26 protein-coding genes and 2 pseudogenes are annotated in these 26,998 nt (G+C 51.4%); 7 read left to right on the top strand and 21 right to left on the bottom strand.

What is annotated here, in order from left to right:
* Nucleotides 1-6: 6 nt before the first annotated feature.
* From DQM29_RS04445 to dgoR, 5 genes and pseudogenes are all read right to left on the bottom strand, one after another.
* Nucleotides 7-1,319, bottom strand: a pseudogene (locus tag DQM29_RS04445) (MFS transporter).
* 107 nt (nt 1,320-1,426) lie between these two features.
* A complete protein-coding gene (dgoD, locus tag DQM29_RS04440) occupies nt 1,427-2,575 on the bottom strand; it encodes a galactonate dehydratase (protein WP_111739494.1) in 1,149 nt (382 codons plus the stop codon).
* A complete protein-coding gene (locus DQM29_RS04435; protein WP_111739493.1) occupies nt 2,572-3,189 on the bottom strand; it encodes a 2-dehydro-3-deoxy-6-phosphogalactonate aldolase in 618 nt (205 codons plus the stop codon). Before DQM29_RS04435 ends, dgoD begins: the two co-directional genes overlap by 4 nt.
* A pseudogene (locus tag DQM29_RS04430) lies at nt 3,173-4,056 on the bottom strand (2-dehydro-3-deoxygalactonokinase). Before DQM29_RS04430 ends, DQM29_RS04435 begins: the two are co-directional and overlap by 17 nt.
* Complete coding sequence (dgoR, locus tag DQM29_RS04425) at nt 4,053-4,742, bottom strand: D-galactonate utilization transcriptional regulator DgoR (RefSeq protein WP_111739492.1); 690 nt, start codon at nt 4,740-4,742, stop codon at nt 4,053-4,055. Before dgoR ends, DQM29_RS04430 begins: the two are co-directional and overlap by 4 nt.
* 348 nt (nt 4,743-5,090) lie before the next feature.
* Here dgoR and DQM29_RS04420 point away from each other — a divergent pair, with 348 nt between their 5' ends.
* Both DQM29_RS04420 and uhpT read left to right on the top strand, forming a co-directional pair.
* The gene (locus tag DQM29_RS04420; protein WP_111739491.1) at nt 5,091-5,927 is read left to right on the top strand and encodes a 3-hydroxyacyl-CoA dehydrogenase family protein; all 837 of its coding nucleotides are present in this window, start codon (nt 5,091-5,093) and stop codon (nt 5,925-5,927) included.
* Nucleotides 5,928-6,416: 489 nt separating this feature from the next.
* Nucleotides 6,417-7,838, top strand: coding sequence for a hexose-6-phosphate:phosphate antiporter (uhpT, locus tag DQM29_RS04415; RefSeq protein ID WP_111739490.1), 1,422 nt, complete (start codon nt 6,417-6,419; stop codon nt 7,836-7,838).
* A gap of 147 nt (nt 7,839-7,985) precedes the next feature.
* On the opposite strand, the gene DQM29_RS04410 is transcribed toward uhpT, so the two are convergent.
* The 5 genes from DQM29_RS04410 to DQM29_RS04390 form a co-directional block, all read right to left on the bottom strand.
* On the bottom strand, nt 7,986-8,801 hold the full coding sequence (locus tag DQM29_RS04410; protein ID WP_170126489.1) for an HAD family hydrolase: 816 nt from the start codon (nt 8,799-8,801) through the stop codon (nt 7,986-7,988).
* A 47-nt stretch (nt 8,802-8,848) separates the two neighbouring features.
* On the bottom strand, nt 8,849-9,760 hold the full coding sequence (locus DQM29_RS04405; RefSeq protein ID WP_170126488.1) for a MurR/RpiR family transcriptional regulator: 912 nt from the start codon (nt 9,758-9,760) through the stop codon (nt 8,849-8,851).
* A 301-nt stretch (nt 9,761-10,061) separates the two neighbouring features.
* Nucleotides 10,062-10,745, bottom strand: a complete 684-nt coding sequence (deoC, locus tag DQM29_RS04400) for a deoxyribose-phosphate aldolase (protein ID WP_170126487.1) — start codon at nt 10,743-10,745, stop codon at nt 10,062-10,064.
* A 2-nt stretch (nt 10,746-10,747) separates the two neighbouring features.
* Nucleotides 10,748-11,797, bottom strand: a complete 1,050-nt coding sequence (locus DQM29_RS04395; RefSeq protein WP_111739486.1) for a zinc-dependent dehydrogenase — start codon at nt 11,795-11,797, stop codon at nt 10,748-10,750.
* A 17-nt stretch (nt 11,798-11,814) separates the two neighbouring features.
* Nucleotides 11,815-12,630: an SDR family oxidoreductase gene (locus tag DQM29_RS04390; protein ID WP_197708847.1), complete on the bottom strand. Its 816-nt coding sequence runs from the start codon at nt 12,628-12,630 to the stop codon at nt 11,815-11,817.
* Between the two features lie 289 nt (nt 12,631-12,919).
* Here DQM29_RS04390 and DQM29_RS04385 point away from each other — a divergent pair, with 289 nt between their 5' ends.
* Complete coding sequence (locus tag DQM29_RS04385; protein ID WP_197708846.1) at nt 12,920-13,984, top strand: galactitol-1-phosphate 5-dehydrogenase; 1,065 nt, start codon at nt 12,920-12,922, stop codon at nt 13,982-13,984.
* A gap of 147 nt (nt 13,985-14,131) precedes the next feature.
* Here DQM29_RS04385 and DQM29_RS18375 read toward each other — a convergent pair whose 3' ends face one another.
* From DQM29_RS18375 to DQM29_RS04360, 5 genes are all read right to left on the bottom strand, one after another.
* The gene (locus DQM29_RS18375) at nt 14,132-14,458 is read right to left on the bottom strand and encodes a hypothetical protein (RefSeq protein ID WP_232054859.1); all 327 of its coding nucleotides are present in this window, start codon (nt 14,456-14,458) and stop codon (nt 14,132-14,134) included.
* Between the two features lie 85 nt (nt 14,459-14,543).
* The gene (locus DQM29_RS04375; RefSeq protein ID WP_111739484.1) at nt 14,544-14,912 is read right to left on the bottom strand and encodes a hypothetical protein; all 369 of its coding nucleotides are present in this window, start codon (nt 14,910-14,912) and stop codon (nt 14,544-14,546) included.
* A gap of 129 nt (nt 14,913-15,041) precedes the next feature.
* The gene (locus tag DQM29_RS04370) at nt 15,042-15,374 is read right to left on the bottom strand and encodes a type II toxin-antitoxin system RelE/ParE family toxin (protein ID WP_111739483.1); all 333 of its coding nucleotides are present in this window, start codon (nt 15,372-15,374) and stop codon (nt 15,042-15,044) included.
* Between the two features lie 32 nt (nt 15,375-15,406).
* A complete protein-coding gene (locus DQM29_RS04365) occupies nt 15,407-15,640 on the bottom strand; it encodes a type II toxin-antitoxin system Phd/YefM family antitoxin (protein WP_111741989.1) in 234 nt (77 codons plus the stop codon).
* Between the two features lie 292 nt (nt 15,641-15,932).
* Nucleotides 15,933-16,100, bottom strand: coding sequence for a YlcI/YnfO family protein (locus DQM29_RS04360; protein ID WP_111739482.1), 168 nt, complete (start codon nt 16,098-16,100; stop codon nt 15,933-15,935).
* Between the two features lie 141 nt (nt 16,101-16,241).
* On the opposite strand from DQM29_RS04360, the gene DQM29_RS04355 reads away from it, so the two are divergent.
* Both DQM29_RS04355 and DQM29_RS18370 read left to right on the top strand, forming a co-directional pair.
* A complete protein-coding gene (locus DQM29_RS04355; RefSeq protein WP_111739481.1) occupies nt 16,242-16,601 on the top strand; it encodes a hypothetical protein in 360 nt (119 codons plus the stop codon).
* A 72-nt stretch (nt 16,602-16,673) separates the two neighbouring features.
* Nucleotides 16,674-16,853 carry an AbrB/MazE/SpoVT family DNA-binding domain-containing protein gene (locus tag DQM29_RS18370; protein WP_232054858.1) on the top strand — a complete coding sequence of 60 codons (180 nt, stop codon included), beginning with the start codon at nt 16,674-16,676 and terminating at the stop codon, nt 16,851-16,853.
* Nucleotides 16,854-16,913: 60 nt separating this feature from the next.
* Here the strand turns inward: DQM29_RS18370 and DQM29_RS04345 are convergent, their stop codons facing one another.
* The 4 genes from DQM29_RS04345 to guaB all read right to left on the bottom strand — a co-directional run bounded on the left by DQM29_RS04345 (nt 16,914) and on the right by guaB (nt 22,000).
* Nucleotides 16,914-17,507, bottom strand: a complete 594-nt coding sequence (locus DQM29_RS04345) for a hypothetical protein (protein WP_111739480.1) — start codon at nt 17,505-17,507, stop codon at nt 16,914-16,916.
* Nucleotides 17,508-17,643: 136 nt separating this feature from the next.
* A complete protein-coding gene (locus tag DQM29_RS04340) occupies nt 17,644-18,606 on the bottom strand; it encodes a type VI immunity family protein (protein WP_111739479.1) in 963 nt (320 codons plus the stop codon).
* Nucleotides 18,607-18,780: 174 nt separating this feature from the next.
* A complete protein-coding gene (guaA, locus tag DQM29_RS04335) occupies nt 18,781-20,358 on the bottom strand; it encodes a glutamine-hydrolyzing GMP synthase (protein WP_111739478.1) in 1,578 nt (525 codons plus the stop codon).
* 172 nt (nt 20,359-20,530) lie between these two features.
* The gene (guaB, locus tag DQM29_RS04330; protein ID WP_111739477.1) at nt 20,531-22,000 is read right to left on the bottom strand and encodes an IMP dehydrogenase; all 1,470 of its coding nucleotides are present in this window, start codon (nt 21,998-22,000) and stop codon (nt 20,531-20,533) included.
* 174 nt (nt 22,001-22,174) lie between these two features.
* On the opposite strand from guaB, the gene xseA reads away from it, so the two are divergent.
* Nucleotides 22,175-23,524 carry an exodeoxyribonuclease VII large subunit gene (xseA, locus tag DQM29_RS04325; RefSeq protein ID WP_111739476.1) on the top strand — a complete coding sequence of 450 codons (1,350 nt, stop codon included), beginning with the start codon at nt 22,175-22,177 and terminating at the stop codon, nt 23,522-23,524.
* Nucleotides 23,525-23,540: 16 nt separating this feature from the next.
* Here xseA and DQM29_RS04320 read toward each other — a convergent pair whose 3' ends face one another.
* On the bottom strand, nt 23,541-23,768 hold the full coding sequence (locus DQM29_RS04320) for a zinc ribbon domain-containing protein (protein ID WP_111739475.1): 228 nt from the start codon (nt 23,766-23,768) through the stop codon (nt 23,541-23,543).
* Between the two features lie 16 nt (nt 23,769-23,784).
* Complete coding sequence (locus tag DQM29_RS04315) at nt 23,785-24,741, bottom strand: AEC family transporter (protein ID WP_111741988.1); 957 nt, start codon at nt 24,739-24,741, stop codon at nt 23,785-23,787.
* A gap of 426 nt (nt 24,742-25,167) precedes the next feature.
* Between DQM29_RS04315 and DQM29_RS04310 the strand changes: the two genes are divergently transcribed.
* Nucleotides 25,168-26,994 carry a cation:proton antiporter domain-containing protein gene (locus DQM29_RS04310; RefSeq protein WP_111739474.1) on the top strand — a complete coding sequence of 609 codons (1,827 nt, stop codon included), beginning with the start codon at nt 25,168-25,170 and terminating at the stop codon, nt 26,992-26,994.
* Nucleotides 26,995-26,998: the final 4 nt, after the last annotated feature.

Here is a 26,998-nt window from a genome sequence, read left to right as displayed (position 1 = left end):
GATAGCTTAGCCCACCCGCTTCACATCCCCCACCAGCAGAATGTAGGACAGCGCGCCGATCAGCGCCACGATGGAGATGTAAACCAGCGCGGGGGCAAAGCCATAGCTCTGAGCCAGATAGCCAATCACCAGCGGTGCGGTAATACCGCCCAGGCCGCCGACAAAGTTGAACACCCCGCCGGTCAGGCCGATGAGGCGCATCGGCGCCAGTGATGAAACCAACGACCAAGTGATAGATGCAAATCCGTTACCGAAGAATGCCACGGCCATCAGAGTCATAATCCAGACAGGGTTATCAGTATAGTTAGCGCCCATAATGCAGGTTGAAATCAGCAGACCGCAGATAATCGGCGTTTTACGCGCGATGCCGAGGGAGTAACCCTTACGCACCAGTCGGTCCGCTACCCAGCCAGAAAGCAGCACGCCGCAGAACGCTGCTAAGAAAGGTACGGTGGTCATAAATCCGGCCTTCAGCGCGGTAATGCCCTTTTCCTGCGTCAAGTAGTTCGGGAACCAGGTCAGGAAGAACCAAAGGGTAGAGGCTACCGCGAACTGGCCAAGATAAACGCCAATCAGCTTGCGGTGGAACACCAGCTTCCAGTCAGCCGCCGTCATGGGGACGCGGGCCTTTTTCTCTACTGGCGCATCGCCGTCTACTAGACCACCGCCGCTGCGGATGTACTCCAGCTCGGTTGAGTTGATGCCCTTGCTTTTGCGCGGTGACTGATAAACCTTAATCCACACCAGTGACCAGATAATGCCGATACCGCCGGTGATGATAAACACCCAATGCCAGCTTAAAACTTCCTGGATCCAGATAAGCAGCGGCGTCAGAAACGCCAGCCCGACAAACTGGCCGGAGGTATAGAAACCTACCGCTGAAGCGCGCTCGTGCTCGGGGAACCAACTGGTGACAATGCGGTTGTTGGTCGGGAACGCCGGGGCTTCAAAAATACCGGTGATTGCCCGCAGACCAATCAAAGACATCAGCCCGGTGGCAAATCCTTGGAACAGCGTCGCCACTGACCAGCCAAAGATAGCGATAAAATAGGTCAGGCGTGAACCCACCCGATCGAGGAACCAGCCTCCGGGGATCTGGCAAATCGTATACAGCCAGGCAAAGGCGGAAAAGATATACCCCATTTCGGTTTTAGTAATACCAAACTCTTCCTGAATGTGTGCTGAAGCCACTGCCAGGTTAGCCCGATCGACATAGCAAATAACGACCGTAACAAAGATCATCAGCAGCGTCAGGTAGCGGCGGCGCGTGGGTTTTGCCGCAGTAGCGACTGAAGTATCCATAGTGTCCGTCTCCAAATTTTGGCGCGATGAGTCCCCTCACCGCGCCCTGTTTATACAGAGGGTGATGTTTTTATTTAATAATTTCGATTAAAAGCCTATTCCAGTAGGCTCTAAGGTAAAACGACTACCACTCAGCCACAGAGCCGTCAGGGTAACGCCAAAGCGGGTTGCGCCAGTCTTCAACGTTCTTGCTTCGCTCAATAACCAACTCTTCGTTAATGTCCACACCTAAACCGGGCTTGGTTAGCGGATGGAAGTAGCCGCCGTCCATCTTGAAATCGTCCTTGTTTTTCACAAAGTCGAGCAGCTCTGCGCCCTTGTTGTAGTGAATACCCATGCTCTGCTCTTGCAGCACGGCGTTGCGAGCCACAAAGTCAACGTGCAGGCAGGCCGCCAGCGCGATCGGCCCCAGCGGGCAGTGCGGTGCGAACCCAACGTCGTAGGCCTCCGCCATTGCGGCGATCTTGTAGCACTCGGTGATACCGCCCGCGTGAGAGAGATCTGGTTGAACAATAGACAGACCGCCCGCCTCAAACACGCGCTTAAACTCAAAGCGAGAGAACATGCGTTCGCCAGCTGCAAGAGGAATATGGGTCTGTGCCGCCAGACGCGGGTAGTACTCAGCCTGCTCAGGGAGTACTGGTTCTTCAATAAACAGCGGACGATAAGGCTCCAGCTCTTTGATCAACACCTTCGCCATGCCCGCACTGACGCGACCGTGGAAGTCGAGGCCAAACTCAATCTCATTGCCGAACGCTTCGCGAATTTGTGCAACGGTATTCACCGCAGCATCAACCTTGCGAGAGTCGTCTATCACACCCAGCTCTTCACAGCCGTTCAGCTTAAAGGTGTCAAAGCCGATGCTGCGCAGGGTTTTAATACCGTCGATCACTTCTGACGGGCGATCGCCGCCAACCCAGCTGTAGGCTTTGATTTTATCGCGCACCAGGCCGCCCATTAGCTGCCAAACCGGTGCGTTGAGCACTTTGCCTTTAATGTCCCAAAGGGCTTGATCGATACCAGCAATGGCGCTCATCAGGATTGGCCCGCCGCGGTAAAAGCCGCCGCGGTACATGGTCTGCCAAAGATCGTTAATGCGAGACGGATCTTTACCGATAAGAAACTCGCTCAGCTCGTGGACGGCGGTTTCAACGCTGCGCGCTCGCCCTTCAATCACCGGCTCGCCCCAGCCTACAACGCCTTCGTCGGTTTCTATTTTCAGAAACATCCAGCGCGGCGGCAGGCGCCAAGTGGTTATTTTCGTTATTTTCATTTCACTGCCTCTCTGTAAGCGCTCACAAACGCTCTTGCCTTTTCTCGGGTTCGGCTAACGGCCTGTCCCGCACGATACAAATCGCTGCCAAGCCCCGCGCCGGCACAGCCTGCGTTCAGCCACTGGGATAAGTTCTCCGGCGTTACGCCGCCGACGGCGAAGACCGGCACGTCCGCTGGCAGCACGGCCTTCAGCGCTTTAACGTAGTCCGTGCCAAATGCCGAAGAAGGGAAAATCTTCAACGACTGTGCTCCCGCCTCTAGCGCGATAAAAGCCTCGGTCGCCGTCGCGCATCCGGCGCAAACCGTCATGCCTTTTTCTACCGCACGGCGGATCACCGCTGGGTTAGTATTAGGCGTAACCACCAGACGGCTGCCCATTTCCGCCAGCGTATCCACCTGTTCTGGTTTCAACACTGTCCCCGCACCTATCAGCGCACGGCTGCCTGAGGTTCTGACCACCTGAGAAATGCTGGTTTGCCAGTCTGGCGAATTAAGAGGAATTTCAATCGCGTCGAAGCCCTCCTCCAACAGCGCGTCGACGTGAAGCTGTGCTTCATCGGGCGTAATTCCGCGTAAAATAGCGATCAGGGGTAAACTAGTTTGCCACTGCATAGGCGATGCTCCTTATTCCTGCCTGAAATGCCGCGTCGCCGTCCATAACCTGAGCGGAGAACCCCATCAGGGAAAGCGCCTGCCGATAGCGTTCGGCCAAAGACGGCCCTGCGACGATGGTAATAGGCTGCGCTGCATCGGGTTGGTAACGCCGCACCATATCGGCAACCTCGTTGCCAATAAGCAGCCCGGAAAGAAACTCGCTGACGTCGCTTTTAGGAAGCGCTTCCAGCACGTGCGCCGCGCGCACTTCAAACAGGTCAGGCAGGAGATCCGCAGACGCAATGCCCTTCTCCAGCCCAGCGCGAAACGCCTCTGGGCTGGCACGCTGAGCGTCGATCCCTACGCCGATCAGAGAATTATTCAAAAGAAGATGGTGCAGTTCGCCGGTCATCACTGTGCGAAAGTCGCTGACAGTGTCGCCGCTGGCTTTGACCCACTTACAGTGGGTGCCGGGCATAACGTACAGCGAGGAAGGCATTAGGCGGCTAGCCCTAAAAGCTGGGTCTCTTCGCCGCGCATCACGTTGTGGTTGTCGTCGCTATCAATGCTCATGCCGGGAACGATATAAACCCCGGGCTTGACGGTCATCAGATGGCTGCTCAGGTCGGAAAAGCGAGCAGGGCAAGGGAGGTAGGGGGCTATTTTCCAGCCGGCATTGCTGCCCACCATACCGGCCATCACGACAGGCGTCCCCTCTGAACGCCAGCCGTCGGTGATATCCGCTAACACCGCTTCGGGGGTTTTACCATTAAGACGCGTAACGCCTGCCTCTGACTGTCTGCTTTGCAGACATTCTTCACCCTGAAAGAGCCAGGCGCGAAGATTCGTAGAACCCCAATCAACAGCGATGTAGCGACATATCATGTAATTTCCTTAAGCCTTTTCGTTGAGCTGGCAATCATTGACAACGCAGCCTGTTCCGCCGCGTCGACGTCCTGATGACGAATGGCGTCAAATAGCGCCTTATGTTCTTGAAGGGTTTTCGGCATGTTGTCCTCATCCCCCATCCAGGTTCTGTCAAATACCGCGCGCTGCAGTGAACTGATAGCAACGCTCAGCTGCTGTAAAACCGGATTGTGAACCGACTCCAGCACCGCTTCGTGATAGCGAATATCGGCCTCGTTAAACGCGTCCCGCTCCTGATTGTTAGCAACCATGTCATTGAGCGCCGCCTCAATGCGCGCTAAGTCGCTTGAGGTTGCCCGCTCAGCGGCCCATCGGGCGATGGCAGGTTCCACTAGGTGACGCACTTCACTCATGGCCCGAATCAATCGCGGGTCGTAGTCTTGTTCCAGCACCCACTGCAATACCTCGGTGTCGAGATAGTTCCAGTAGTTGCGCGGAGCCACGAAAGCGCCGCGATAGCGCTTAATGTCAACCAGCCGCTTAGCGGTGAGTGAGCGAAACACTTCGCGAATAATATTGCGCGACGTTTCAAACTCTTCGCACAGCTCGGCTTCTGACGGCAGCGCCGCGCCGGGAACGTACTTTCCGCTAACAATCTGTCGCCCTAGCGCTTCGATAATTCGGTCTGTTTTCGTCATGGTCATGGAATATCTCCTGTCAAAGATGTACAGGTTCCTACTTTACCGCGACCGACGCATTTTCACCCGCTTTTACAGTACAAAATGAATCTTGTTTCTCTCTTATCTGCCGTCATTGTAGTACATATAATTATAGTTGTACTACAATTTGGATCACAAAAAATACAATTCCTGTTTTTAAGCTTGAAAAGGATCGTCAGCAAAAGCATCAAGCCGCCGGTTGCGTTAGAGAAAATCGAAGGAAAGTGTTGAAACTGCGCCTTCTGGCACGGTTGACATAGTCACATGAAGGTATAATGCCGAAATAAATCTAATAATCTCTGTAACCCGTTGAAAAATAGAAAGGATGACAAGATGAAAGTAGGCGTTATCGGTGCGGGCGCTATGGGCGCGGGTATTGCTCAGGTGTTTGCCGCTGCGGAAGGCTTCTCGGTAGTTCTTTGTGACATTAAGCAGGAGTTCGCAGAAAAAGGGAAAAACGGCATTATCGCCTCGCTCGGCAGGCTGGTAGAAAAAGGCAAAATCGAACCGGAGAAAGCCAAGGCTATTGCCGACAACATTACTCCCGGCATGACAGACGCCGTATCCGACTGCGATCTGATTATCGAGGCTGTGGTCGAAAAGATAGACGTTAAGCGCCAGCTTTTTAGCGGTCTGCAAAAGATCTGTAAGCCTGAGGCCATTTTTGCTTCCAACACCTCTTCCCTGTCTATTACTGAATTAAGCAACGGGCTGGATCGCCAAGTCATCGGCCTGCACTTTTTCAACCCCGCGCCGGTGATGGCGCTAGTGGAGATCGTCGTCGGTCTGGGTACTGCTGACGAAACTGTCGCTAAAATGCAGGAGCTGGTCGAAAAAGTCGGCAAAGTTGCCGTTATCTCTAAAGACGCTCCCGGCTTTATCGTTAACCGAGTGTTGATCCCAATGGTGAATGAAGCCATCGGCATCTACGCCGACGGCACTGCCAGTGCGGAAGATATCGACACCGCCATGAAGCTTGGCGCTAATCATCCCATGGGGCCACTGGCGCTGGGGGATCTTATCGGGCTGGACGTCTGCCTAGCCATTATGGAAGTGCTCTATTCAGAAACCGGCGATTCAAAATATCGCCCGCACGTGCTGCTGCGCAAGATGGTCAGAGGCGGTCGACTTGGGAAGAAAAGTAGAGAAGGATTTTATAGCTACAGTTGATGGAGTACGTAATGGAGTCGCCTGCATTATGGGCGACTTTGAACACTCCATTCCAAACAGAACAGAACAGAACAGAACAGAACAGAACAGAACAGAACAAGAATGACCACACCAAACTCATTCACATTCAACCCTCGCCTGCTCATTTTCATCCTAGCCTTTTCACACCATTAAGACACAATGAAATTTTATTTCATCACGCCAGCTCTTTTTGCGAATGACTGAGATATTCACTTCGTTCGCTTTTTGATCTCTTTGAATAGTCAGGAAATATAATTTATTTTATATAAATCAATAAAATAAAAAAATACAAAGCCTTCCAACTCAAGTAATTCATGTTACATTGGCACTGTAACTCACAGTATCTTACTTGGTGAATAACAACAGCGATCACATTTTGAATTAAATTTCATTTTATAAATTGTTATAAGGAATTAATTTTCATATCGTAGGCGTTACACACTTATCGATATTGAAGGAGCAGTACTAATGGGAATGTTCTCAATACAAAAAGTATCTGATCAACGAATTCCTCTTAGCCAACAGCGGCAGATGTGGCTGGGACAGTTTATTAAAGCGTTCCTGGTGGTCTTTCTCGGCTATATGGCCATGTACCTGGTGCGCAATAACTTTAAAGCCGCCCAGCCTCTGCTGAAAGAGCAGCTAGATTTTACTACCACTGAACTGGGGCTGATCGGACTAGCCTTTTCACTCACCTACGGGCTAGGGAAAACGGTGCTGGGCTACTACATCGACGGAAAGAACACTAAAAAACTACTCTCGTTTGCCCTGATCCTGTCCTCTATATGCGTACTCTTAATGGGCATGGTGATGAGCTATCTGGGATCCCATATTGGATTTCTGATCGTTCTCTGGGGGCTTAATGGCGTCTTTCAGTGCATCGGTGGGCCAGCATCCTATTCCACCCTGACCCGCTGGACACCGCGAGATAAACGCGGAAAGTATCTGGGCTTCTGGAATACGTCGCACAACATTGGCGGCGGCCTTGCGGGAGCCATAGCCCTATGGGGTGCCTATACACTGTTTGACGGCAGCGTAATCGGCATGTTTATCTTCCCTGCCGTGATTGCCATGATATTCGGCGTTATCGGCTTCTTTTTAGGAAAAGACGAGCCACAGGAGCTTGGCTGGGCGCGCGCCGAAGAGATTTTTGGTGAGCCCGTAGAAGAAGAAGATCAGCAGACCGAGTCTCAGCAGATGAGCAAATGGCAGATTTTCACTACCTACGTGCTCAGAAACCCGTGGATTTGGCTGCTTTGTCTAGCCAATATTTTTGTCTATATCATCCGGATTGGCATAGATAACTGGGCTCCTCTGTACGTCTCAGAACAGCTTAACTTCAGCCGAGGCGATGCCGTCAACACGATCTTCTACTTTGAGGTCGGTGCGCTGATTGCCAGCCTGCTGTGGGGCTACGTATCTGATCTTCTGCACGGGCGAAGAGCTATCGTGGCGGTATTTTGTCTGGTGCTGATCGTCTTTGCTCTGCTGGGCTACCGCCATGCCACAACAGTCACCATGATCAACATCTCTCTGGTGGCGCTGGGGCTACTGATTTTTGGGCCTCAGATACTGATTACCATCTCTCTGGTTGGCTTTGCGCCTAAAAACGCCGTTAGCGTGACCACCGGTATGTCGGGTACTTTTGCCTATCTGATCGGTGACTCTATCGCTAAAGTCGCGCTGGCGCGTATCGCCGACCCGACAAAATCAGGGCTGAATCTGTTTGGCCACCAGCTGCACGGCTGGCACGACGTCTTCGTGATTTTCTATATTTCCGTCGCGCTAGGGATCGTTCTGATGGGCATGGTTGCGTGGGGCGAAGAACGCAAGATAAGACGCCTTCGGCAGCAAGAGAGCGATCAAACACTGGTGCCAGCCAATGGTTAACGGTTCACTGACTCAAGCTGTTCGCAAGTAGCCATCTATAGCAAAAAGCCCGCAATTTTAAATTGCGGGCTTTTTGCTAACTGTCATTCAGAAGGGAGCTAACCCTTTCCTTTAGCGGGATCAGTCATCGATCCCGACTCTTTTGCTTTATAGCAACGGTAACAGCTCATTCAGCGCCCAGGCGACCCCGTCGTCATCGTTAGACGGCGCTACATAGCGGGCTGCTGCCTTCACGTGGCTTGCTGCATTGCCCATTGCCACACCGGCGCCGACTAAGCGCAGCATCTCGATGTCGTTTTCACTATCACCAATGGCCATCACCGACGCAGTAGAGATCCCTAAATGGTCGCACAGCCTTTGTAGCGCGACGCCTTTATTCACTCTGGCCGAAATAATCTCCACATAGTACAGCTGAGAGGCAACCAGACTCACGTCAGGGTTATTGGCAAACGCCTGCCGCAGCGCCTCTAGCTTGCCGCTGTCAGTGTCCACCACTAAGAATTTATAGATATTCAGATGCGCCAGCTGCTGTAGGCCAGCGGGCAGGATCTCATCGCCGAAACGGGCTAAATAGGCGGGCGCCATGCCGCTCTGTGCCATACGGGGATGAAGATGAGGCAGGCACTTTACACCCTCGCTGGTATACATCTGGAAGAAAACGTCCAGCTCAGTCAGCTTTTGGAGGATCTCGTCAAACAGCGAACGCGCCAGAAAGTGTTCGTAAACAATCTTCTGCTGCTGCATATCAACAGTGCGGCAGCCGTTCATTCCCATAAAGTAGCGACTGGCGCCGATCGCGTCAAAAGCATAGCGCGCCTCTGACTTCATGCGTCCGGTTGCGACGACGGGAAGAATTCCCTGAGTAATAATGCGTTGAAACGCCAGACGATTGGTGTCAGACACTACTTCCTGATGGTTGAATAAAGTCCCATCCAGATCGGTCACTACCATTTTGATAGACATAATACGTTCCCTCTTCCCGCGCCTCATCAGGCGCGGTAGCTATATCGCTATTTTGATTTGGACTGTTTATGTCTGGAACGGATACTGGCTTTATCGGTTTTCTCTAAATTGTGTACGGACTCGTTAAAGTGGGTCACCGCATAGGCGCAATACAGAATATCCACCAAATACATCTGAGCCACTTTGGAGATCATCGATTCACGTAGCCGAGCCGAATGGTTACCGGTCGGTGCATGAGTTGTTGGCGTAAACAGTGCGATATCGCTGTATTTCACCAGCGAAGCGTCAGGGAAAGAAGTGATACACACTGTCGCTGCGCCGGCCTCTTTGACCGTTTTCAGCGATGACACCACCGGAATTGACTCACCAGAGTTACTGATGGCAATCGCCAGGCTGTTTGCCCCCAGCGTATTCGCAACAATATCGAACATACTGTTATCACGGAAGAAAATGCAGCGTTTACCAACGCGCATAAAGCGCATCAGTGCGTTTTCTACCGCCAGCGTTGATGAACCAATGCCGAAGAAAGCGATCACATCCGCTTTCGCGATCAGCTCAACCACTGCGTCAATTTTGGCGCTGTTCACTAAGCTGGTGACATCGTTAACAGTGGAAAGATAGCGGTGCTGGAGTTTTTCAACAATCTCAGTTAACGAATCGTTATCGGAGATATCCTCAAAAACGTAGGATTTATCAGGCTCAGTTTCTGTGCTGCTGGCTTTAATCGTCACTTCTTCGGCAATCAGAATTTTCAGCATCTGATAAGAAGCAATACCTAGCGTTTTAACAAACCGACTGATACTGGATTCAGACACCTCGCAGTGGCTAGCTAACGTTTTGATCGTCATGTTTTTAATATCAACACTGTGATGCAAAATATAGTCAGCAATGCGCTGATCGGCAGGATTGAAATAGGGCCGTTGTCTGGTAATCATCCCCAACACGCTATTATGATCCATTGAAGCCAAAATCGTTCCCCTATTCTTATTCCAACACATTCATGATGCAGGTAATAACGCTAAAATACCCATCAGCGCGTCGCACACCGCAGACGTGACCGAACAGATATAGCAAAGGCCAATCGCTGCCAGGCTGCGTTTGGCCTCATCATAGCGTAGAACCCTCTTCCTGAATAACAGAATATCAAATAGCGCCCAACTAGATATATGACAAAGAGAAATTAACCGCTGCCGGCCGTTCCAGACCGCTTAATACATCGATGGCCCCAAAGAGGGCCATCGAACGCGCACCATAAATGAACTACTGTGCTTCTCTGGCTTTCAAAGCCTCAACGATAGAGATACCGCTGGAAGTGCCGATACGAGTTGCGCCCGCTTCGACCATCGCCAGCGCTTCCTCTAGGGTGCGCACACCGCCGCTGGCCTTAACGCCGCAGCGACTGCCGACAGTTTTACGCATCAGCGCGACGTCTTTTACTGTCGCACCAGCGGTACCAAACCCCGTGGAAGTTTTGACAAAATCGACACCCTCTTCAGCGGCGATTTCACACACTCGCACTTTTTCTGCGTCAGTGAGATAGCACGTTTCCAGGATCACTTTGCAAATGACGCCCTTTGGCTTGCAAATAGACACCATGTCTTTGATTTCCTGGCGAACGATGTCCTCTCGTCCTGACTGAAGTGCGCGAATATTGATCACTGTATCGATTTCCGTTGCGCCCTTCTCGATCGCATCTCGGGTTTCGAAGGCTTTCGCCGCTACCGTCATTTGGCCCAGAGGAAAACCAATCGCCGCACCGATGCGCACTTTGCTTCCCGCTAACAGCGGCACGCAGTTTTCTACTTCGCCGGGGTTAATCGCCACCATGGCAAACTGATAGCGCTTTGCTTCGTCACACAGTGTCTTGATGGGAGCCGCATCGCCAAACGGTTTTAGAAACGTATGGTCGATCATGCCTGCCAGTTCTGCTGAGGTAATTGTCATTCTTAATTCCCTTCGTTCACAATTAAACATTTCATGCCGTTACCGCTGGCTGCGGTTGCGAATGCATCATTAATCTCGCTAACGGGGAAGCGATAGCTCACCAAAGGCGCCAGATTTATCCGGCCTTCTGCGACCAGCCGCAGCGACTGATAGTAGTCCTGATTGCTGGAACCCGTCGTGCCAAGCAGCTTCAGACCCTTGTAGTGCACCAGATTGGTATCTATCGGTACCAGCTGCTTTTGCCCCAAACCGCCAAAGAAACACACTCGGCCATGAGTCGCCAGCAGGCCAATGCTCTGGGTTTGTAGGTCAGCAACGGACGCAGCAGTGATAACGACATCCACCCCGCGGCCTCCGGTTTCTTGCATCACCTGTCGATGCAGATCCTGCTCCGCGCTATTGATAGTGACATCAGCGCCAAACTGAAGAATGCTTTCCAGACGGCTATCGCGAATATCGGCCACAATCACCTTCTTCGCCCCGGCGACCTTCGCCAGCATCACGTGACAGGCGCCGATAGGACCCGCGCCGATGACCAGTACCGTATCGTCATAATTCACCTTCAGCTCGCTAAAGGCGTTGTAACAACAGGAAAGCGGCTCAATCAGCGAGGCCTCATCGAAGCCAACGTTGTCCGGCAGCAGGAACAGGTTATTACCGCTGATAGCCTCCGCCGGAACCCGCATATATTGCTGGAAACCGCCGTCAAGGCTAATACCGAACGCCTCGTAGTCGGGGCACATCTGGTTGTAGCCACTTCGACAAAATTCGCAGTGGCCACAGCCGATGTTCGGCGTAAAAGAGACGCGCTGGCCGACTTTAAACGTCGAGGTAAGTTGACCAACTTGCGCAATCACCCCAGATATCTCGTGCCCAAGCACGCGCTTTTCTCCTGCGGGGATCTTGAAGTGTCCATTCTTGAAAATGCGCTGGTCAGTGCCGCAAATTGAAGAGGCCTTCACCTCAACCAGAAGCTCGTTATCTGCAATAGCCGGAACATCCGTCTCTTCACATCTCACGTCACCTGGGGCGTAAAAATAGGCTGCTTTCATCTCTATGGCTCCTTTAACTACACTTCCATACCGTAACGGTGGGCTTTGTGGGTCGGATAAAGCGCCATCTGTGGAATGGTGACATCCGGCGTGCGGGTGGCGATATACAGCGCCAGTTCAGAGACGTTTTCTACGTCGATACAGCTGGCGTGAATGCCCTCTTTCAGCTCTTTTTCATCTAACCAGCCGTCGGTATAGGCAGGCAGGTTGCCGTCATAGATACCCGTATCGATCACTTCGGTCATCGGCGTTTTTACGTGTGATGGGTTCAACACGGTGACACCGATATTTTTCTTCATGCCTTCCAGCAGGATGTTTTTACTAAAGCCCATCATGCCGTGCTTAGAGGCGCGGTAAGGGCTGTGGCCTGGGCAGGAGGCTAAGCGTGCAGATGAAGAACCGATATTGATAATGCGGCCACCGCTGCTCTGTTTTTCCATGATCCGAAACGCTTCGCGACAGCATAAGAAAACGGCAGTCATGTTAGGGCCAATGGTTTTGTTCCACTCTTCCAGCGTCGTTTCTGACACTGGCGGAGACAGAGAGTCGCGGCCAGCGCTGTTAACCAGCAAATCCACGCGTCCCCAGTTTTTCATCGCCAGAGCGAAGAAGTCGATGACAGGCTGCTCTTCTACTACGTCAGCGACCACGGCAATCACTTCACCACCGGCGTCTTTAATTTCCTGTGTTACCTGCTGCAGGCGCTCGCCGTTAATGTCTACCGCCAGAATTTTGGCGCCTTGTTGAGCATAGGTTTTGGCAATTGCTTCACCAATTCCTGAAGCAGCCCCAGTGATCACTGCAACTTTATTTTCCAGAACGCGTGCATTCATTTTCATTCTCCATGTCGTTGTCGGGAATTAAATTTCGTTTCAAAATCAGATTATGGAATTTAATTTCATGTGTCAACCCTGATTTATCCTCAACCCGAAAAATAAAAATAACCATATGATAATAAATAGTTTTAATTTTCATTTTTCTCTAAAAAACGACGTTCAATCTGCTCTGCTAATCATAAGGGAGACAAAGTTAGAAAATAATGAAAGAAAATATTATTCCTTGATTTTTTATCTGGAATGTATTTCCATATAGCCATAATGATGCCCCCACAGGAGAAGGAACATGACTCAAAAACAGATGTCGGCTGCCGTCCTACACGCACCGGGAGATTTACGCTATCAGTCAGTAGCGATGCCGGAACTGACAGAACAACGTAATGTATTAGTCAAAGTGAGAGCGACCGGGATCTGCGGTTCAGATATCGGACGAGTGTTAAACTTTGGCACCTATAACTTCCCTACCGTTCCCGGCCATGAATTTGCCGGTGAAATCACTGACCTGTTACCGGAAGTCACTCAGTTTAAGGTGGGCGACAGAGTCGCCATCGCACCACTGATGCCCTGCCATCAGTGTTCTTCCTGCCAGCGAGGCAACTATTCACTGTGCGATAACTACGACTTTCTGGGTTCCCGCAGCGACGGCGGTTTTGCCGAGTACGTCTCGGTACCGGAACAGAATCTAATCCGCCTGCCGGACAACGTTACCTATGCCGAAGCGGCTCTGATTGAGCCTGCGGCTATCCTGCTGCACGGGATCCATAAAATTAACCTGAGTTTGGGAGATAAGGTCGCCGTGATCGGCTGTGGCGCACTGGGCTATTTCGCCATTCAGTTCGCCCGCCTTTCTGGGGCAGAAGTGATTGCCATCGACGTAGCGCAAGACAAGCTGGATCTGGCCAAGCAGGCCGGTGCCGATGTTTGTATTAATGCGGCAGATGTTGATGCAGTAAAAGAGGTGCTCGCGCTCACCGCTGGGCAGGGGGTCGATCGCGTATTCGAATGTGCGGGCAATAATATTTCCCGCCAGACCGGGCTTTCTGTCCTGCGCAAGCAGGGTACGATGCTGATATTCGGTTCAGCCCATAGCGACGTCAGCTTTCCGGCGGCTAATTTTGAGAAAATCCTGCGCCACGAGCTGCATATCGTCGGTTCATGGAACTCCTATTCAGTACCGTTCCCCGGCCGAGAGTGGTTTGAAATCGTTAATCTGCTAGGGAAACGCCAGCTGCAGATGCTGCCGTTTGTGTCCCATCGATTCTCGCTGGCTGAAGCGCCCGCCGTTTTCGCCCGCTTTAAAGAGAAAACGATTGGCAGCTATAACAAGATCCTGTTTGAAATGAAGGAATAGACCGCTTAGCGGCGGGTATCATATCGGCCGCTGAGATAGAGTGTTTCGTCTATTTTTGTTTTGTACTGACAGTTAAGGTCGCCCGTATCCCGGGCGATTTTGACTTTCAGTACTCAAGAGAAAACAGAGAGGAATAACGCCCCCTATTTACTCATAAAAATAAATATACAGCGGGCTATCGTTCTCTAGCAGGCATAACATCTTGAGCGACTTTCCATCCTTGTCTTTTAACGTCGCAGTCAGCTGTGTAGCAATGTGCTGGCTGCCAAGCATCGCGTCATACCTATCCAATCTAATGCTATCACCGTCCGGCTTTAGTACCTTCAACCTGTCCTGAAATTCGGAATTATCTTTTTCTAGTCCGTACTTATGACATATGTTCGCTACGGTTTCTTCAGACAAAGTGGCTGCCGCCATCGCCATCGGGGTGGAGAACAGTAGAGCGAGGAGCGTGAGGGTTATTCGTTTTGGCATGGGGGTGGCTCCATATTGTGGCAATCGGTAAACGGTTAAATATATATACTTACGCATTCGAAAAATGGGGGGAACTCTTTACTGCCTATTCCAAAGGTGAAGTTGGAACACCCACAGACCAGCCTTTATTATTTTCATATTTACTGGCACTTCGCTCGCAGCTCACCAATACCGTATATTCATTAGAAAGCCCCATGCTTTTCGGTGCCCAGGCGGCCTTAAGGGGAACCGAGCACGGAGGCACAAACACTTTTAAATTCGGCCCTAGGCTTTTTCTTCTGACGTGTGTTCGCGCTTCCTCTTCCTGAAGAAACTTTTTCGCTTCTTCATTGATTTCATACAGCCCGTGGGCAGCATCGCTAGTGCGATCGTCTTCCAAACCGCGATAGCTATAGGCCTCTTTGGGAAACACAAACGCGAGCAGTAAAAGCCCGACAGCTGACACTCTCTTCATTCCACCCCCCTTCCCTGTATGGCGCATAGGCTTAATCGATATTCATTTTTAGACGAAAATCCCCGCCATTTTTGATAAAGCGGTGAGGAATTAAACTATCGCTAAACGTTAGCAGGATCGTGAGCGGAATCACGCCATTATCAGGCGGTTAAACAGCAGCTGCTGTATATCCTGACGGTGTGACAGAACCGCATGCGCTGTCACTAACGTTCCATCAACGGAATACAAAACCCGATAACCTTCGGCATGGTTATATTCACGGTACTTTGCGCAGCCAATTTTCAGCAGTTCAGGGCAAATCTGGCACCCATGCGGAAATTGACCAACGGCGCTCTCAAACTGCGCCAGAATATCGCCAATAGCCGAACGCGGCTCGATACCGATACGACGGAGGTGATTCGCTATATTGTCAATGCAGTGTTTTACCGTAAGGGTGTACTCAAAGGTAATATCGTTTTCCATCCAGATCCCTTAGTGATTGAGCAACTCAAGCCCTAGTCAGCAATACCGCCTAACAGCTGCTCTTTTGACAACACCCGCCCTTCGGATTTGTCCTTCTCTGAAAGGGTAAGCAGCTTCAACATCGCGATAGCGTTTTCCCGCTCCTGCTGCTGCTCATAAGACTCGATCACGTAGGCCGGCACCCCGTTTTGCGTCACCAAGATGGGTTCGGACAGGTCAAGCGTCGCCGCGTTTCTTTTGATGTAGCTGATGGTTTCTACTTTCATTACTTCTGATCTCATTGAATGCACCTTAGTTCTAATATAGACCAAATTTAGACTACCAACAAGCAGCAGGTTTGTTTATCACCTGTTATCAGTGGGTTATGGAGGTATACTAAATAGCTAAGGTGTCTGTCTTGCTTTTTGATCGGGTAATTAAAGATATTGCGGCTTCTCTCCAAGCGCGCCTATAGGTATTTCAGACGTGCAGCATGTGGAATGCGATAAGCGCCGCAATAAACTTTTAGTAGGGACAGCTTAAAAGTTAATTAATTGCATCAACTAGAAAACCATATCCCTATTTTTTCGGTTCAGATTTTCGCGATTGAAGCTCTTTACGCAGTATTCGCTTAATCCATGCCGCCAGCGATTCATCACCGTCCTCGCGCTGCGCTTTCTCCATTTCAGCCCTGAGCTCAGGGTCGAGGCGGAACTGAAACGGAGGATTACCTCTTCTTTCATTCATGTGTACTGATACCTAAATTACACTTAAGTTAATGTAGCTATGTGTAATGACACATTACTATCACATCAAACAAATAACAACGCCCCGAAGTGCGGTAACACTGCCGAGGCGTCTAACCACAACATTATACGAGGTAATGATATGGCTATTGATAATAGTAACATGAACAACTATTTCGACGCACTGCCCAGCGCTGAGATCCTCTATTCCGATCTGGCGAACGCGCTGGGAAAAGTCGACTTTTCAAACATGACGCCGGAAGAACGACTGCATCTCGCCCACTACTGTCAGGAAGCTCAAGCGGGGCTTTGCCACTGCCTGACGTTTATCGGCGATACGATGATTAGCTTCGCTCAAAACAATGTGCATGAGTTTACGCCGGAGAGTCTTTGCCAGCTGGGGCACGGGGTTGGATCTATTGGGAGACTGGTGCCTGCGCTGGAGGAGTTGGGGCGAGTGGCGTTTTTAGGGTTGGAGCGGCAGGAAATGGGCGGTAACTGATTGGTGAATGGGATCCCTGCGGCTCTTAGGCTGTGGGGATTGTTTGTTTTCCTGCAACTCGGTTCTATATAAATGACGATGAAAATTAAAACAGACTCATTGAAAAATACCAATGATAATCAGCCAGCTAAGGAAGAACCTGCTGCCCCAACACCAAAGAGTTGGGATAGCTGGTTTGATGGCGAAAGCGTTACGTCTGACTTTATGGATATTGTCGAGCAACCTGACGGGCAGGATAGGGAAGACCTGTAGTTCCCTGCCCTGTTGGAATAACTAATTAAACGCTAATCACCCGTTGAGCATATATCCGTACTATTCGGCTTGTTGACTACCGGATATTGAAGTGTCCTGAGTGTCTTCCTGCAGCTTTTCACACTCACGAGCAGTAACGACATAGGAAATAATTTCCTGATTGTCTTCTCCCACATAGACGCGTTTCACATTAAAACCGGCATTCAGCAGTGATACAGTGACGCTATTTTTACGGCATATCCCTTTTATCTTCTTGGCCTTAATCTCCTGCTGCGCCTTTACCTTATCCGCTTTTATTGCATCAAGTGTTTGCGCGTTGACTTTTGCTGCCATAATCCATGATATCTCATCCTCGTGACGCGCCAGCTCCACCAGTCTGAATGTTTCATCTTTTTCTGGCGGTGATGATTTTATTTTATCGTTAAACTCTTTTATCCAAGCATCGGCAGCCGCATTCCTTTTACGTAATGCTTTGAGCTGATTGGTTATTGAAAACGGATTGTTTCTTTCCTGTTCAATTTCTGCCTCCACTCGTGGCTGAACGATGAAAGCGTCATATGCTTTATAGCCCAATTTACCCAGTACAAAAATAGTAAACAGAATACAAAAAACTTTCTTCCAGTCTGACCCGGAGGAATTTGTACCATCACTCATACCGCAACTCCTTATATTAAATCATTCCCTTTTATACACATTTTCATATAAACATTGCTCATCTATCAAGGTATTTTAAGAAGAGGATACTCCTAGATAGATAAGACAGAATGTACCTTTTAGACAATTCAAAAAATTAATCATCAAAACGCGCATACCAGACAATACTTGTCGCCTTAGTAAATTGATTCGCCCCAAACAAATGCAGTGAGTCAATATTTTCAGGCGGTACTCGTATTGGGCGAAGCAGTTTATTGACGGACTGATAAGATTTATTCAGTCCTTCTGACGCAGGTGTGAGGTCAGGATATTCTGATGCCTGAATAATAAGGCCATGACTGAAACGGCTGACAGAGACGGAACTCTCAGCGTGTAGCTCCTTCTCAAGCCATTTTGTTCCCCCCAACCGCTTAACCAACGAATGATCCAGTATAGTTATCCAGTTAATAGTTTTAAGGTTATTATTGTTCGCAATGCCCTGTAAGTGGATAGTCGAAATTACTGACAGTGAAGGGTAACGCAACGCTAACTGATATTCTACGGACATATACTGATGGTAATCTTTCGGCGTCGTTAAACAATAGCCACAGTCACCGCTCTGTGGTTCGAGCTTTTCGCAAAGAAATACTATCCACTCATTAAACTTCTTCAGGCCAATATCAGTATTAATATAATCCCAGGGTAAAATCAGTCTTAAGCAACCTGCATTGTTGCATTCTTCTTCACTGTGCCATGAAGCGCCCAGATACCCCATAACGCAGGTAGGGGCGACATCTTTGTTTTTTGCATCGCTGACATACCAGCCACATTCTGTTTCTGGCCCTGATTCCAGAATAATATTTTCAACTTTTGCGATATTCTCGGCATCAAACTTTTTCAGATTATCAAACTCATGTCGGTGAAAGCTCAGGCGATTGCCAAATTCAGCCATAAACCGCCGGTAGCATTCAATAATTCTGACTTTTTTGGCATGAGTATGTGTTTGCTTTAATAACAACGAAATGGAAATCCCCAACCGGGTAAAGACAACGTTATTCTCATCCCGAAGCGTAAATTCAGCAAGCCTGCGCCGCTGGGAAAACTCATCCAAATTTATCATGAAGAATAACCTCCCTATATATTCTGTTTTTCACCGCCCATAAAATAATCGCAAACGGATATGAATACTATTCCTATTGAAAGAATACATAATTCCGTAAATAAAAAAGCCAACTAATAAAATGATATAGCTGGCTTTTAAAATGTTCTCTAACTATCGGAGAATATCAAATTTCTATTCCCACTCAATCGTCGCCGGCGGCTTCCCACTGATGTCATACACCACCCGCGAGATCCCATTCACCTCATTGATGATCCGATTCGACACGCGCCCCAAGAAATCATAAGGCAGATGCGCCCAGTGCGCCGTCATAAAGTCGATGGTTTCTACCGCGCGCAGGGAAACAACCCAGTCGTACTTGCGGCCATCGCCCATGACGCCGACGGAGCGAACCGGCAGGAACACGGTGAACGCCTGACTGACTTTGTCGTACAGCTCGGCTTTGCGCAGCTCTTCAATGAAAATAGCGTCAGCGCGGCGCAGCAGGTCGCAGTACTCTTTCTTCACTTCGCCCAGCACGCGGACGCCGAGGCCTGGGCCTGGGAACGGATGGCGGTAAAGCATGTCGTACGGCAGGCCTAGCTCTAGGCCGATTTTGCGCACTTCGTCTTTGAACAGCTCTTTAAGCGGCTCCACCAGGCCCATCTTCATCTCTTCCGGCAGGCCGCCGACGTTGTGGTGAGACTTGATTACGTGAGCCTTACCCGTCGCCGAGGCGGCGGATTCAATTACGTCAGGGTAAATGGTGCCCTGCGCCAGCCACTTAACGTTAGTTTGCTTGTTCGACTCTTCGTCAAACACTTCAACGAACACGCGGCCGATAGTCTTACGCTTGGCTTCCGGATCGGCAATCCCGGCCAGCGCGCTCAGGAAGCGCTGCTCAGCAGGCACGTGCACGATGTTCAGGCCAAAGCGGTCGCCGAACATATCCATCACCTGCTCAGCTTCGTTCAGGCGCAGCAGGCCGTTGTCGACAAATACGCAGGTCAGATTTTTGCCAATGGCGCGGTGCAGCAGCATGGCGGTAACAGAAGAGTCAACGCCGCCGGAAAGGCCAAGGATCACTTTATCGTCGCCCACTTGCTCACGAATGCGCTCAATGGCGTCTTCAATAATGGTGGCTGGCGTCCACAGCGCTTCACAGCCGCAGATGTCCAGCACAAAGCGCTTGAGCAGGTTCAGACCCTGATGAGTATGTGTCACTTCAGGATGGAACTGCAGGCCGTAGAAGCGCTTTTCCTCGTTAGCCATAATGGCGAACGGGCAGGTATCAGTGCGCGCAACGGCTGTAAAGCCCGCAGGGATCGCCGTGACTTTGTCGCCGTGGCTCATCCAGACGTCAAGCTGGGCTTTGCCTTCGGCAGAGAGAGAGTCCTTCACGTCGTGAGTAAAGGCACTCTCATTAATAATATCGACTTTGGCATAGCCAAATTCACGCTCGTTTGAGCCCTGCACTTCACCGCCCAGCTGGACCGCCATGGTCTGCATGCCGTAGCAGATGCCAAGTACAGGAATACCGGCGTTAAAAACGTACTCTGGCGCGCGCGGGCTGCCTGCTTCGGTGGTGCTTTCAGGGCTACCGGAAAGGATGATCCCTGTCGGGTTGAACTCGCGGATCTGCGCTTCGCTGACGTCCCAGGCCCACAGCTCACAGTACACGCCGATTTCACGAACGCGACGGGCAATCAGCTGAGTGTATTGAGAACCAAAGTCCAAAATCAGAATGCGGTGACTATGAATGTTTTTTGACATGTACGCTTTCCAAAAACGGTAAAATCACGCCCGATAAGATGGGCAAGAAAAAGAAAAATACCGGGCATTATAGCCGAGTTAGCGAGAAGAATACGAGAGGCGTGTTGGCTTAACTCGCCTCTCGTTTAAACACGGGCGGCTCTGTACTCATCAAGAGTAGAGCCGCACCGCATTAGCCCATGCGGTAGTTGGGCGATTCTTTGGTGATGGTGACATCGTGAACGTGGCTTTCCTGAATGCCCGCACCGGTGATGCGAACAAACTCTGCCTTGGTGCGCAGCTCGTCAATGGTGCCACAGCCCGTCAGACCCATGCAGGAGCGCAGGCCGCCCATTTGCTGATGCACGATGGCTTTCAGGTAGCCCTTATAGGCCACGCGGCCTTCGATGCCTTCCGGCACTAGCTTGTCAGCGGCGTTGTCAGTCTGGAAGTAGCGGTCAGACGAGCCTTTAGACATCGCGCCCAGCGAACCCATGCCGCGGTAAGATTTGAATGAACGCCCCTGATACAGCTCGATTTCACCCGGGGATTCTTCAGTACCCGCCAGCATTGAGCCGACCATTACACAGGAAGCGCCCGCAGCGATAGCCTTGGCGATGTCGCCTGAGAAGCGGATACCGCCGTCAGCAATCACCGGAATGCCCATTGCACCTACGGCTTCAACCGCGTCAGCGATAGCGGTGATCTGCGGCACGCCCACGCCGGTAACGATACGGGTAGTACAAATAGAGCCAGGGCCGATGCCCACTTTCACTGCGTTCACGCCCGCTTCCACCAGCGCTTTCGCGCCTGCGGCGGTGGCAACGTTGCCGCCGATGATTTGCAGTTTAGGATAGGCAGCTCGGGTTTCGCGAATGCGCTGTAACACGCCTTCAGAATGGCCGTGAGAAGAGTCGATCAGCAGCACGTCAACGCCCGCTTCCACCAGCGCGGCTACGCGCTCTTCGTTACCCGCGCCAGCGCCGACAGCAGCGCCTACGCGCAGGCGACCGTGCTCGTCTTTACAGGCGTTCGGCTTCTGCTCTGCCTTTTGGTAGTCTTTGACGGTGATCATGCCGCGCAGCTGGAACTTCTTGTCCACCACCAGCGCCTTTTCTACGCGCTTTTCGTGCATCTTCTGGAACACCAGATCGCGGTCTTTGGCTTCTTTTTCGCTTACGGTTACTAGACGCTCTTTCGGCGTCATCAGCGCACTGACGGGCTGGTCAAGGTCGGTCACAAAGCGCACGTCGCGACCGGTGATAATGCCGACCAGCTCGTTGTTCTTAATCACCACTGGATAACCGGCAAAGCCGTTTTCCAGCGCCATTTCTTTAATACGGCGAACGGTGGTTTCCGGCCCAACGGCGATAGGGTCGGTAACAATTCCGCTTTCGTGGCGCTTCACGCGGCGAACTTCCTCCGCCTGACGCTCGATAGACATGTTTTTATGGATAAAGCCGATACCGCCTTCCTGCGCCAGCGCAATCGCCAGACGCGCTTCGGTCACGGTGTCCATCGCGGCGGAAAGCATTGGAATATTCAAACGAATGGTCTTCGTCAGCTGGGTAGAAAGCTCGGCAGTGTTAGGCAGAACAGTAGAGTGGGCGGGAACTAATAGGACGTCGTCGAACGTCAGGGCATCTTTCGCGATACGTAGCATGGGCAATATCTCACCGGGTAGGTTGAAGGGAGAAACTGATAAAATATTGCCGTGGAATTATACAGAGGAAACGGGGGCTGCACCACACTTTTTTTAAAATGGGGCTTGATTCACCGGCCCAGCCATGTAGTATCGATAGATTAACTCCCTGTTTTAGAATTTGATCTCCGTCACATGTCGATACCTCTAACGCCTTCTATTTTTACCGTCAGCCGTTTAAACCAAACGGTGCGTCAGCTTTTAGAAATGGAAATGGGGCAAATCTGGCTTTCGGCGGAAATCTCTAACCTCTCTCAGCCCTCTTCCGGCCACTGGTACTTCACGCTAAAGGACGACCGCTCACAGGTGCGCTGCGCCATGTTCCGCACGGCTAACCGCCGGGTGACCTTTGTCCCGCAGAACGGCCAGCAGGTGCTAGTACGGGCGACGATTACCCTGTATGAACCGCGGGGCGACTATCAGCTGATTGCCGAAAGCATGCAGCCTGCCGGTGACGGTCTGCTACAGCAGCGATTTGACCAGCTGAAACAGCGCTTGTCCGAAGAGGGATTGTTCGATCCGGCTCGCAAACGCCCGCTACCCTCCCCTGCGACGCGCGTGGGCATCGTGACATCGGCTTCCGGTGCCGCGCTGCACGACGTGCTGCACATTCTCCAAAGGCGCGATCCTTCCCTGCCGGTCGTAATCTACCCGACCATGGTTCAGGGCGCAGAGGCGACGATGCAAATCGTCCGCGCTATTGAGCTCGCCAACCAGAGAAACGAGTGCGACGTGCTGATCGTCGGGCGTGGCGGAGGCTCATTAGAAGACCTGTGGTGCTTTAACGAAGAGGCGGTTGCCAGAGCGATTTACCAAAGCCAGATCCCCGTCGTCAGCGCCGTCGGCCACGAAACCGACGTCACCATTGCCGACTTTGTCGCCGATCTGCGAGCGCCAACGCCCTCGGCCGCCGCCGAGCTGGTAAGCCGCAATCAGACGGAGTTAGTGCGCCAGCTGCTGTCCCAGCGCCAGCGGCTTGAAATGGCAATGGACTATTACTTGTCCCGCAGCCGTCAGGCATTAACCCAGCGGGAAAGCCGTCTCCAAATGCAGCACCCGCAGCTTCGCCTGTCGCGCCAGCAGACAGCTCTGATTAAGCTACAGCGTAGGTTGGAAGAAAGCCTACAGCAAAAACTGCTGCGAGAAGGTAAAAAGGCTGAACGCCTGCATCAAAGATTACAGCAAACCCAGCCGCTGGGGCGGGTGCACCGAAGCCAGCAGCAGATCCAGCAGATCCAGTTTCAGTTAAGAGAAGCTATGGAGCGCAGGCTCAACGCCGCGCGTCAGCGTTTTAGCGTAGGCTACACACAGCTTGAAGGGGTCAGCCCGCTGGCGACGCTAGCCAGAGGCTACAGCGTGACTCAGGGCGTAGGCAGTGCGGCATTAAAAAGCGTTGAAGCAGTGAACAAAGGCGATACTATCGCCACGCGTTTAAGCGACGGCTGGGTAGAAAGCACGGTAACTACCGTGCGCAAATTGACGTAGTAAGCCCTCACCGAAGCTACGGCTGTTCGTCATATTCCAAAACAATCCGCTTTTTAGATATTAGCCCATGACCGTGCTGGCAAAAGTAGTCCACCGCACCACAGGCCGCAAGCTTCTCCAACGGCTGCCCGCACTCAGGGCAGCGCGCTACCTGTTGATATACTCTACGGCAGCTTTCACAGCAAAAACGATCCCCAGCCTGCCAGAGCATAGCCTTATGGCATCGTGGGCACAGCGAAGTCATGGTGTTCATCCTCAATTTAAATCAGTCCGCTACCGCGAAGCAGCAGCAGGCCGAGCGCAGTAGTAAAAAACGATCCCAATGTCGTTAAGCCGATAATGTTGGCAGCCAAGGTGGCGTTGCCACCCATGGCGCGCGTCATCACGTAGCTGGCCGCCGCCGTCGGCGTTGCCGACAGCAGGAAAATCACCCCTAGCGTAACGCCCTGAAAACCACACAGCAGAGCGCCGAGCAGTAGCAGTGTCGGTATCACCAGCACTCTGGCGATCCCCGCCAGGATGGCGACGTTAGAAGTTTTGAGCATCGAGCGGAAGTCCAGACTGGCCCCGGTGCACAGCAGCGCCATCGGCAGCGCAATAGAGGACACATAGCCCCCAGTGCGGATCAGCACGTCCGGCAGTGGGATCGCCAGCAGGGAAAACGGCAGCCCGGCCAGAATGCCGATAATTAGCGGGTTTCTGACAATATTCTTTACCATGCTGAAAATGGCAAGCTGACTTCCTTCACAATCGGACAGACTGCGGGTCAGCGTGACCACAGAGAGCACGTTATATAAAATAACGGTCATGATGATATAAAACGAGGCTATTGCAACGCCTTCAGCGCCAAAGGCCATTGCACAGTAAGCCACGCCTAAAATAGCGGCATTGCCGCGAAAGCCCCCCTGAACAAACACGCCACGCTCTTTTTTATCCTTTACCAGAAAAGGCGCGACCAGCTCAAGCAGCAGCCAGCTGACAAAGGTCCCCACGCCAGCGTACGTCATCAGCAGTAGATGATCAGCGAGGCCACTCTGATTGGTGGCGATACTGAAAAACAGCATGCAGGGCAGCGCTAGGTTAAACACCAGACGGCTAGCGGAATCGCAGAACTCGTCGTTGATCAGGCGAATACGACGCAGCCCTATTCCCATCAGGAGCATCAGCAGGTTAGGCACGGTGACGTTAAAGGCAAATAGCCACGTTTCCCACGACATCATAGTTATTCTTATTCCTTATTGGCGCCGGGCCGTAACGTTAGTCATCACGATATCAGAAGTCTTTCCCTATTCTATTTTTAAATAAAAATATAACAACGCAGTTGATGAATAATTAACCGCAGCAATGAGAATCTCTTTATTCTTATTCAGAATGATTCCTATCCGTTTTTATTAAAAAAAGCATATAAAGACTGCACGAATCTTATCCATTTGAGTATAATACGCACCGCTTATTCGTCACTCTGCCCTTACTCAGACTGCGTTTCGTCGAATTTGCCACGCTCTTACGGGGCCTATCGTTCGATCCATAAAACGGCAACAGCCCGATGTACACTCACTACGCGATAAGGATTATCACGCCATGGAGTCTCTACTTCTCGCTGGTCTAACCAGTGATATTAACCGTCACAAGAAGGTCAGCCGATGAATGACCCGATGCTGCTTTTAGTTATTATTTTGTTCGTTGCCGCCGTTGCGGTGACGCTGTCCAAAAAGATTGGCCTTGGCGCTATTCTTGGCCTATTGCTCACCGGCATTATTATTGGCCCTTATACGCCGGGGCAAATCATTCTTAAAGAACACGTAGACCAAATTCTACATATTTCCGAATTTGGCATTGTGCTGCTGCTGTTTATTATCGGCCTGGAAATGCAGCCAAAACGCCTTTGGTCAATGCGCCGCATGGTATTCGGCCTCGGCTCGCTGCAAATTTTACTCAGCGGTGCGGCGATTGGCGGCTATTTCTATCTGTTCGGCTACGCCATGAACGCCGCTATCATTATCGGGCTAACGATGGCGCTCTCTTCTACGGCTTTCGTGATCCAAATACTTCAGGACCACAACGAGTTCTCCAGCGAGCACGGGCGTATCGGCTTTGCCATTCTGCTGATGCAGGATTTGGCTATTGTGCCCCTATTGGCACTGGTCCCGCTGCTGTCGGATAAAATCGCTGTATTGCCGGACGACTCACCGATGTGGATGCAGACGCTGTCGGTCATCGGCGCGCTGCTAGTGGTTATCGTCTTTGGCCGCTACGGAGTGCCGTGGCTGCTGAACCGCATGGCCAGAAAGGGCTATCGCGAAAGCTTCTCGCTGTTTGTGATGTTCGCCGTGGTGCTCGCCGCCTACATCATGGATCACTTTGGCCTGTCGATGGCACTGGGTGCCTTTATCATGGGGATGATGCTCTCAACCTCGAAGTACGGCTTCCAGATCCACGCCAGCGTCGAGTCGGCCAAAAGCCTGCTGATGAGCCTGTTCTTTATTTCGGTCGGCATGTCTATTGATTTTGCCACGCTGGCTCAGTCACCGTTCTACTTCATCAGCCACGTGGCAGTCATTCTGCTGCTGAAAATCATTATACTTTTTCTGCTATCACTGCTGTTTGGTACGTCTAAAGAAGCGGCGACTAAAGTGGCCTTCCTACTGTGTCAGGGCGGTGAGTTCGGTTTTGTCCTGTTTGGCGTTGCCAAAGCGTTTGGCGTTATCGATGACGCGACGTTTATTGTCGGCATCGGCATTATTTCTGTCAGTATGGCGTTTACCCCTAGCCTCTATGCGCTTGGCTGCCGCCTGACCAGAAAGATGACCGCCGACGACATAGATACCGACGCGCTTAAGCCCGCAGACGCCGCCCATAGCGCAAAAGTGGTGGTTGCTGGCTATGGCGATACTGGCTACGTTCTGGCACAGATGCTACAGGACTCCGCGATTCCACACATCGTGATTGAGAAGAACCCTGAAATCGTCAAAAAGGCGCAAAAGGCAGGCATTCCCGCCTACTTTGGCGACATTACCGATCCCAAGCTGCTTAACGTTATCGGCGTTGAGCAGGCGCAAATGGTCATCGTCTCTATCGACCACAGCGCCAGCGCGCTGAAGGCTGTTACAACGATAAGATCCCTCTATCCGATGGTGAAAATCCTCGCTCGAGTACTCGATATGGATCTGAAGGACAGACTGTTAGAAGCCGGCGCCAACTGGGTGGTTATCGAAACGCTGGAAAGCAGCCTACATATCGGAGCCGAAGCCCTGAAGGTACTGGGCGTCGCCGACGACGAAGTTTCCGAACTGGTCGACTCGCTGCGTAAGGATGAGATGATGACGCCAACAGAAGTCAGCGAAGAGCAGGAAGCCGAGCTGATGGCAGAGACTGAAGCGCTTATCCAAACCGACACTGACTTCGAGCTGCCGCAGGAAGATGAACCTACTGCGCCACAGGGTGCAGAACAGCGGCCGAAAGCAGGCTAAGTTT

The sequence above is a fragment of the Leminorella richardii genome (assembly GCF_900478135.1).
GTDB classification, from domain to species: domain Bacteria; phylum Pseudomonadota; class Gammaproteobacteria; order Enterobacterales; family Enterobacteriaceae; genus Leminorella; species Leminorella richardii.
This window is presented reverse-complemented; position numbering and strand designations above follow the sequence as displayed.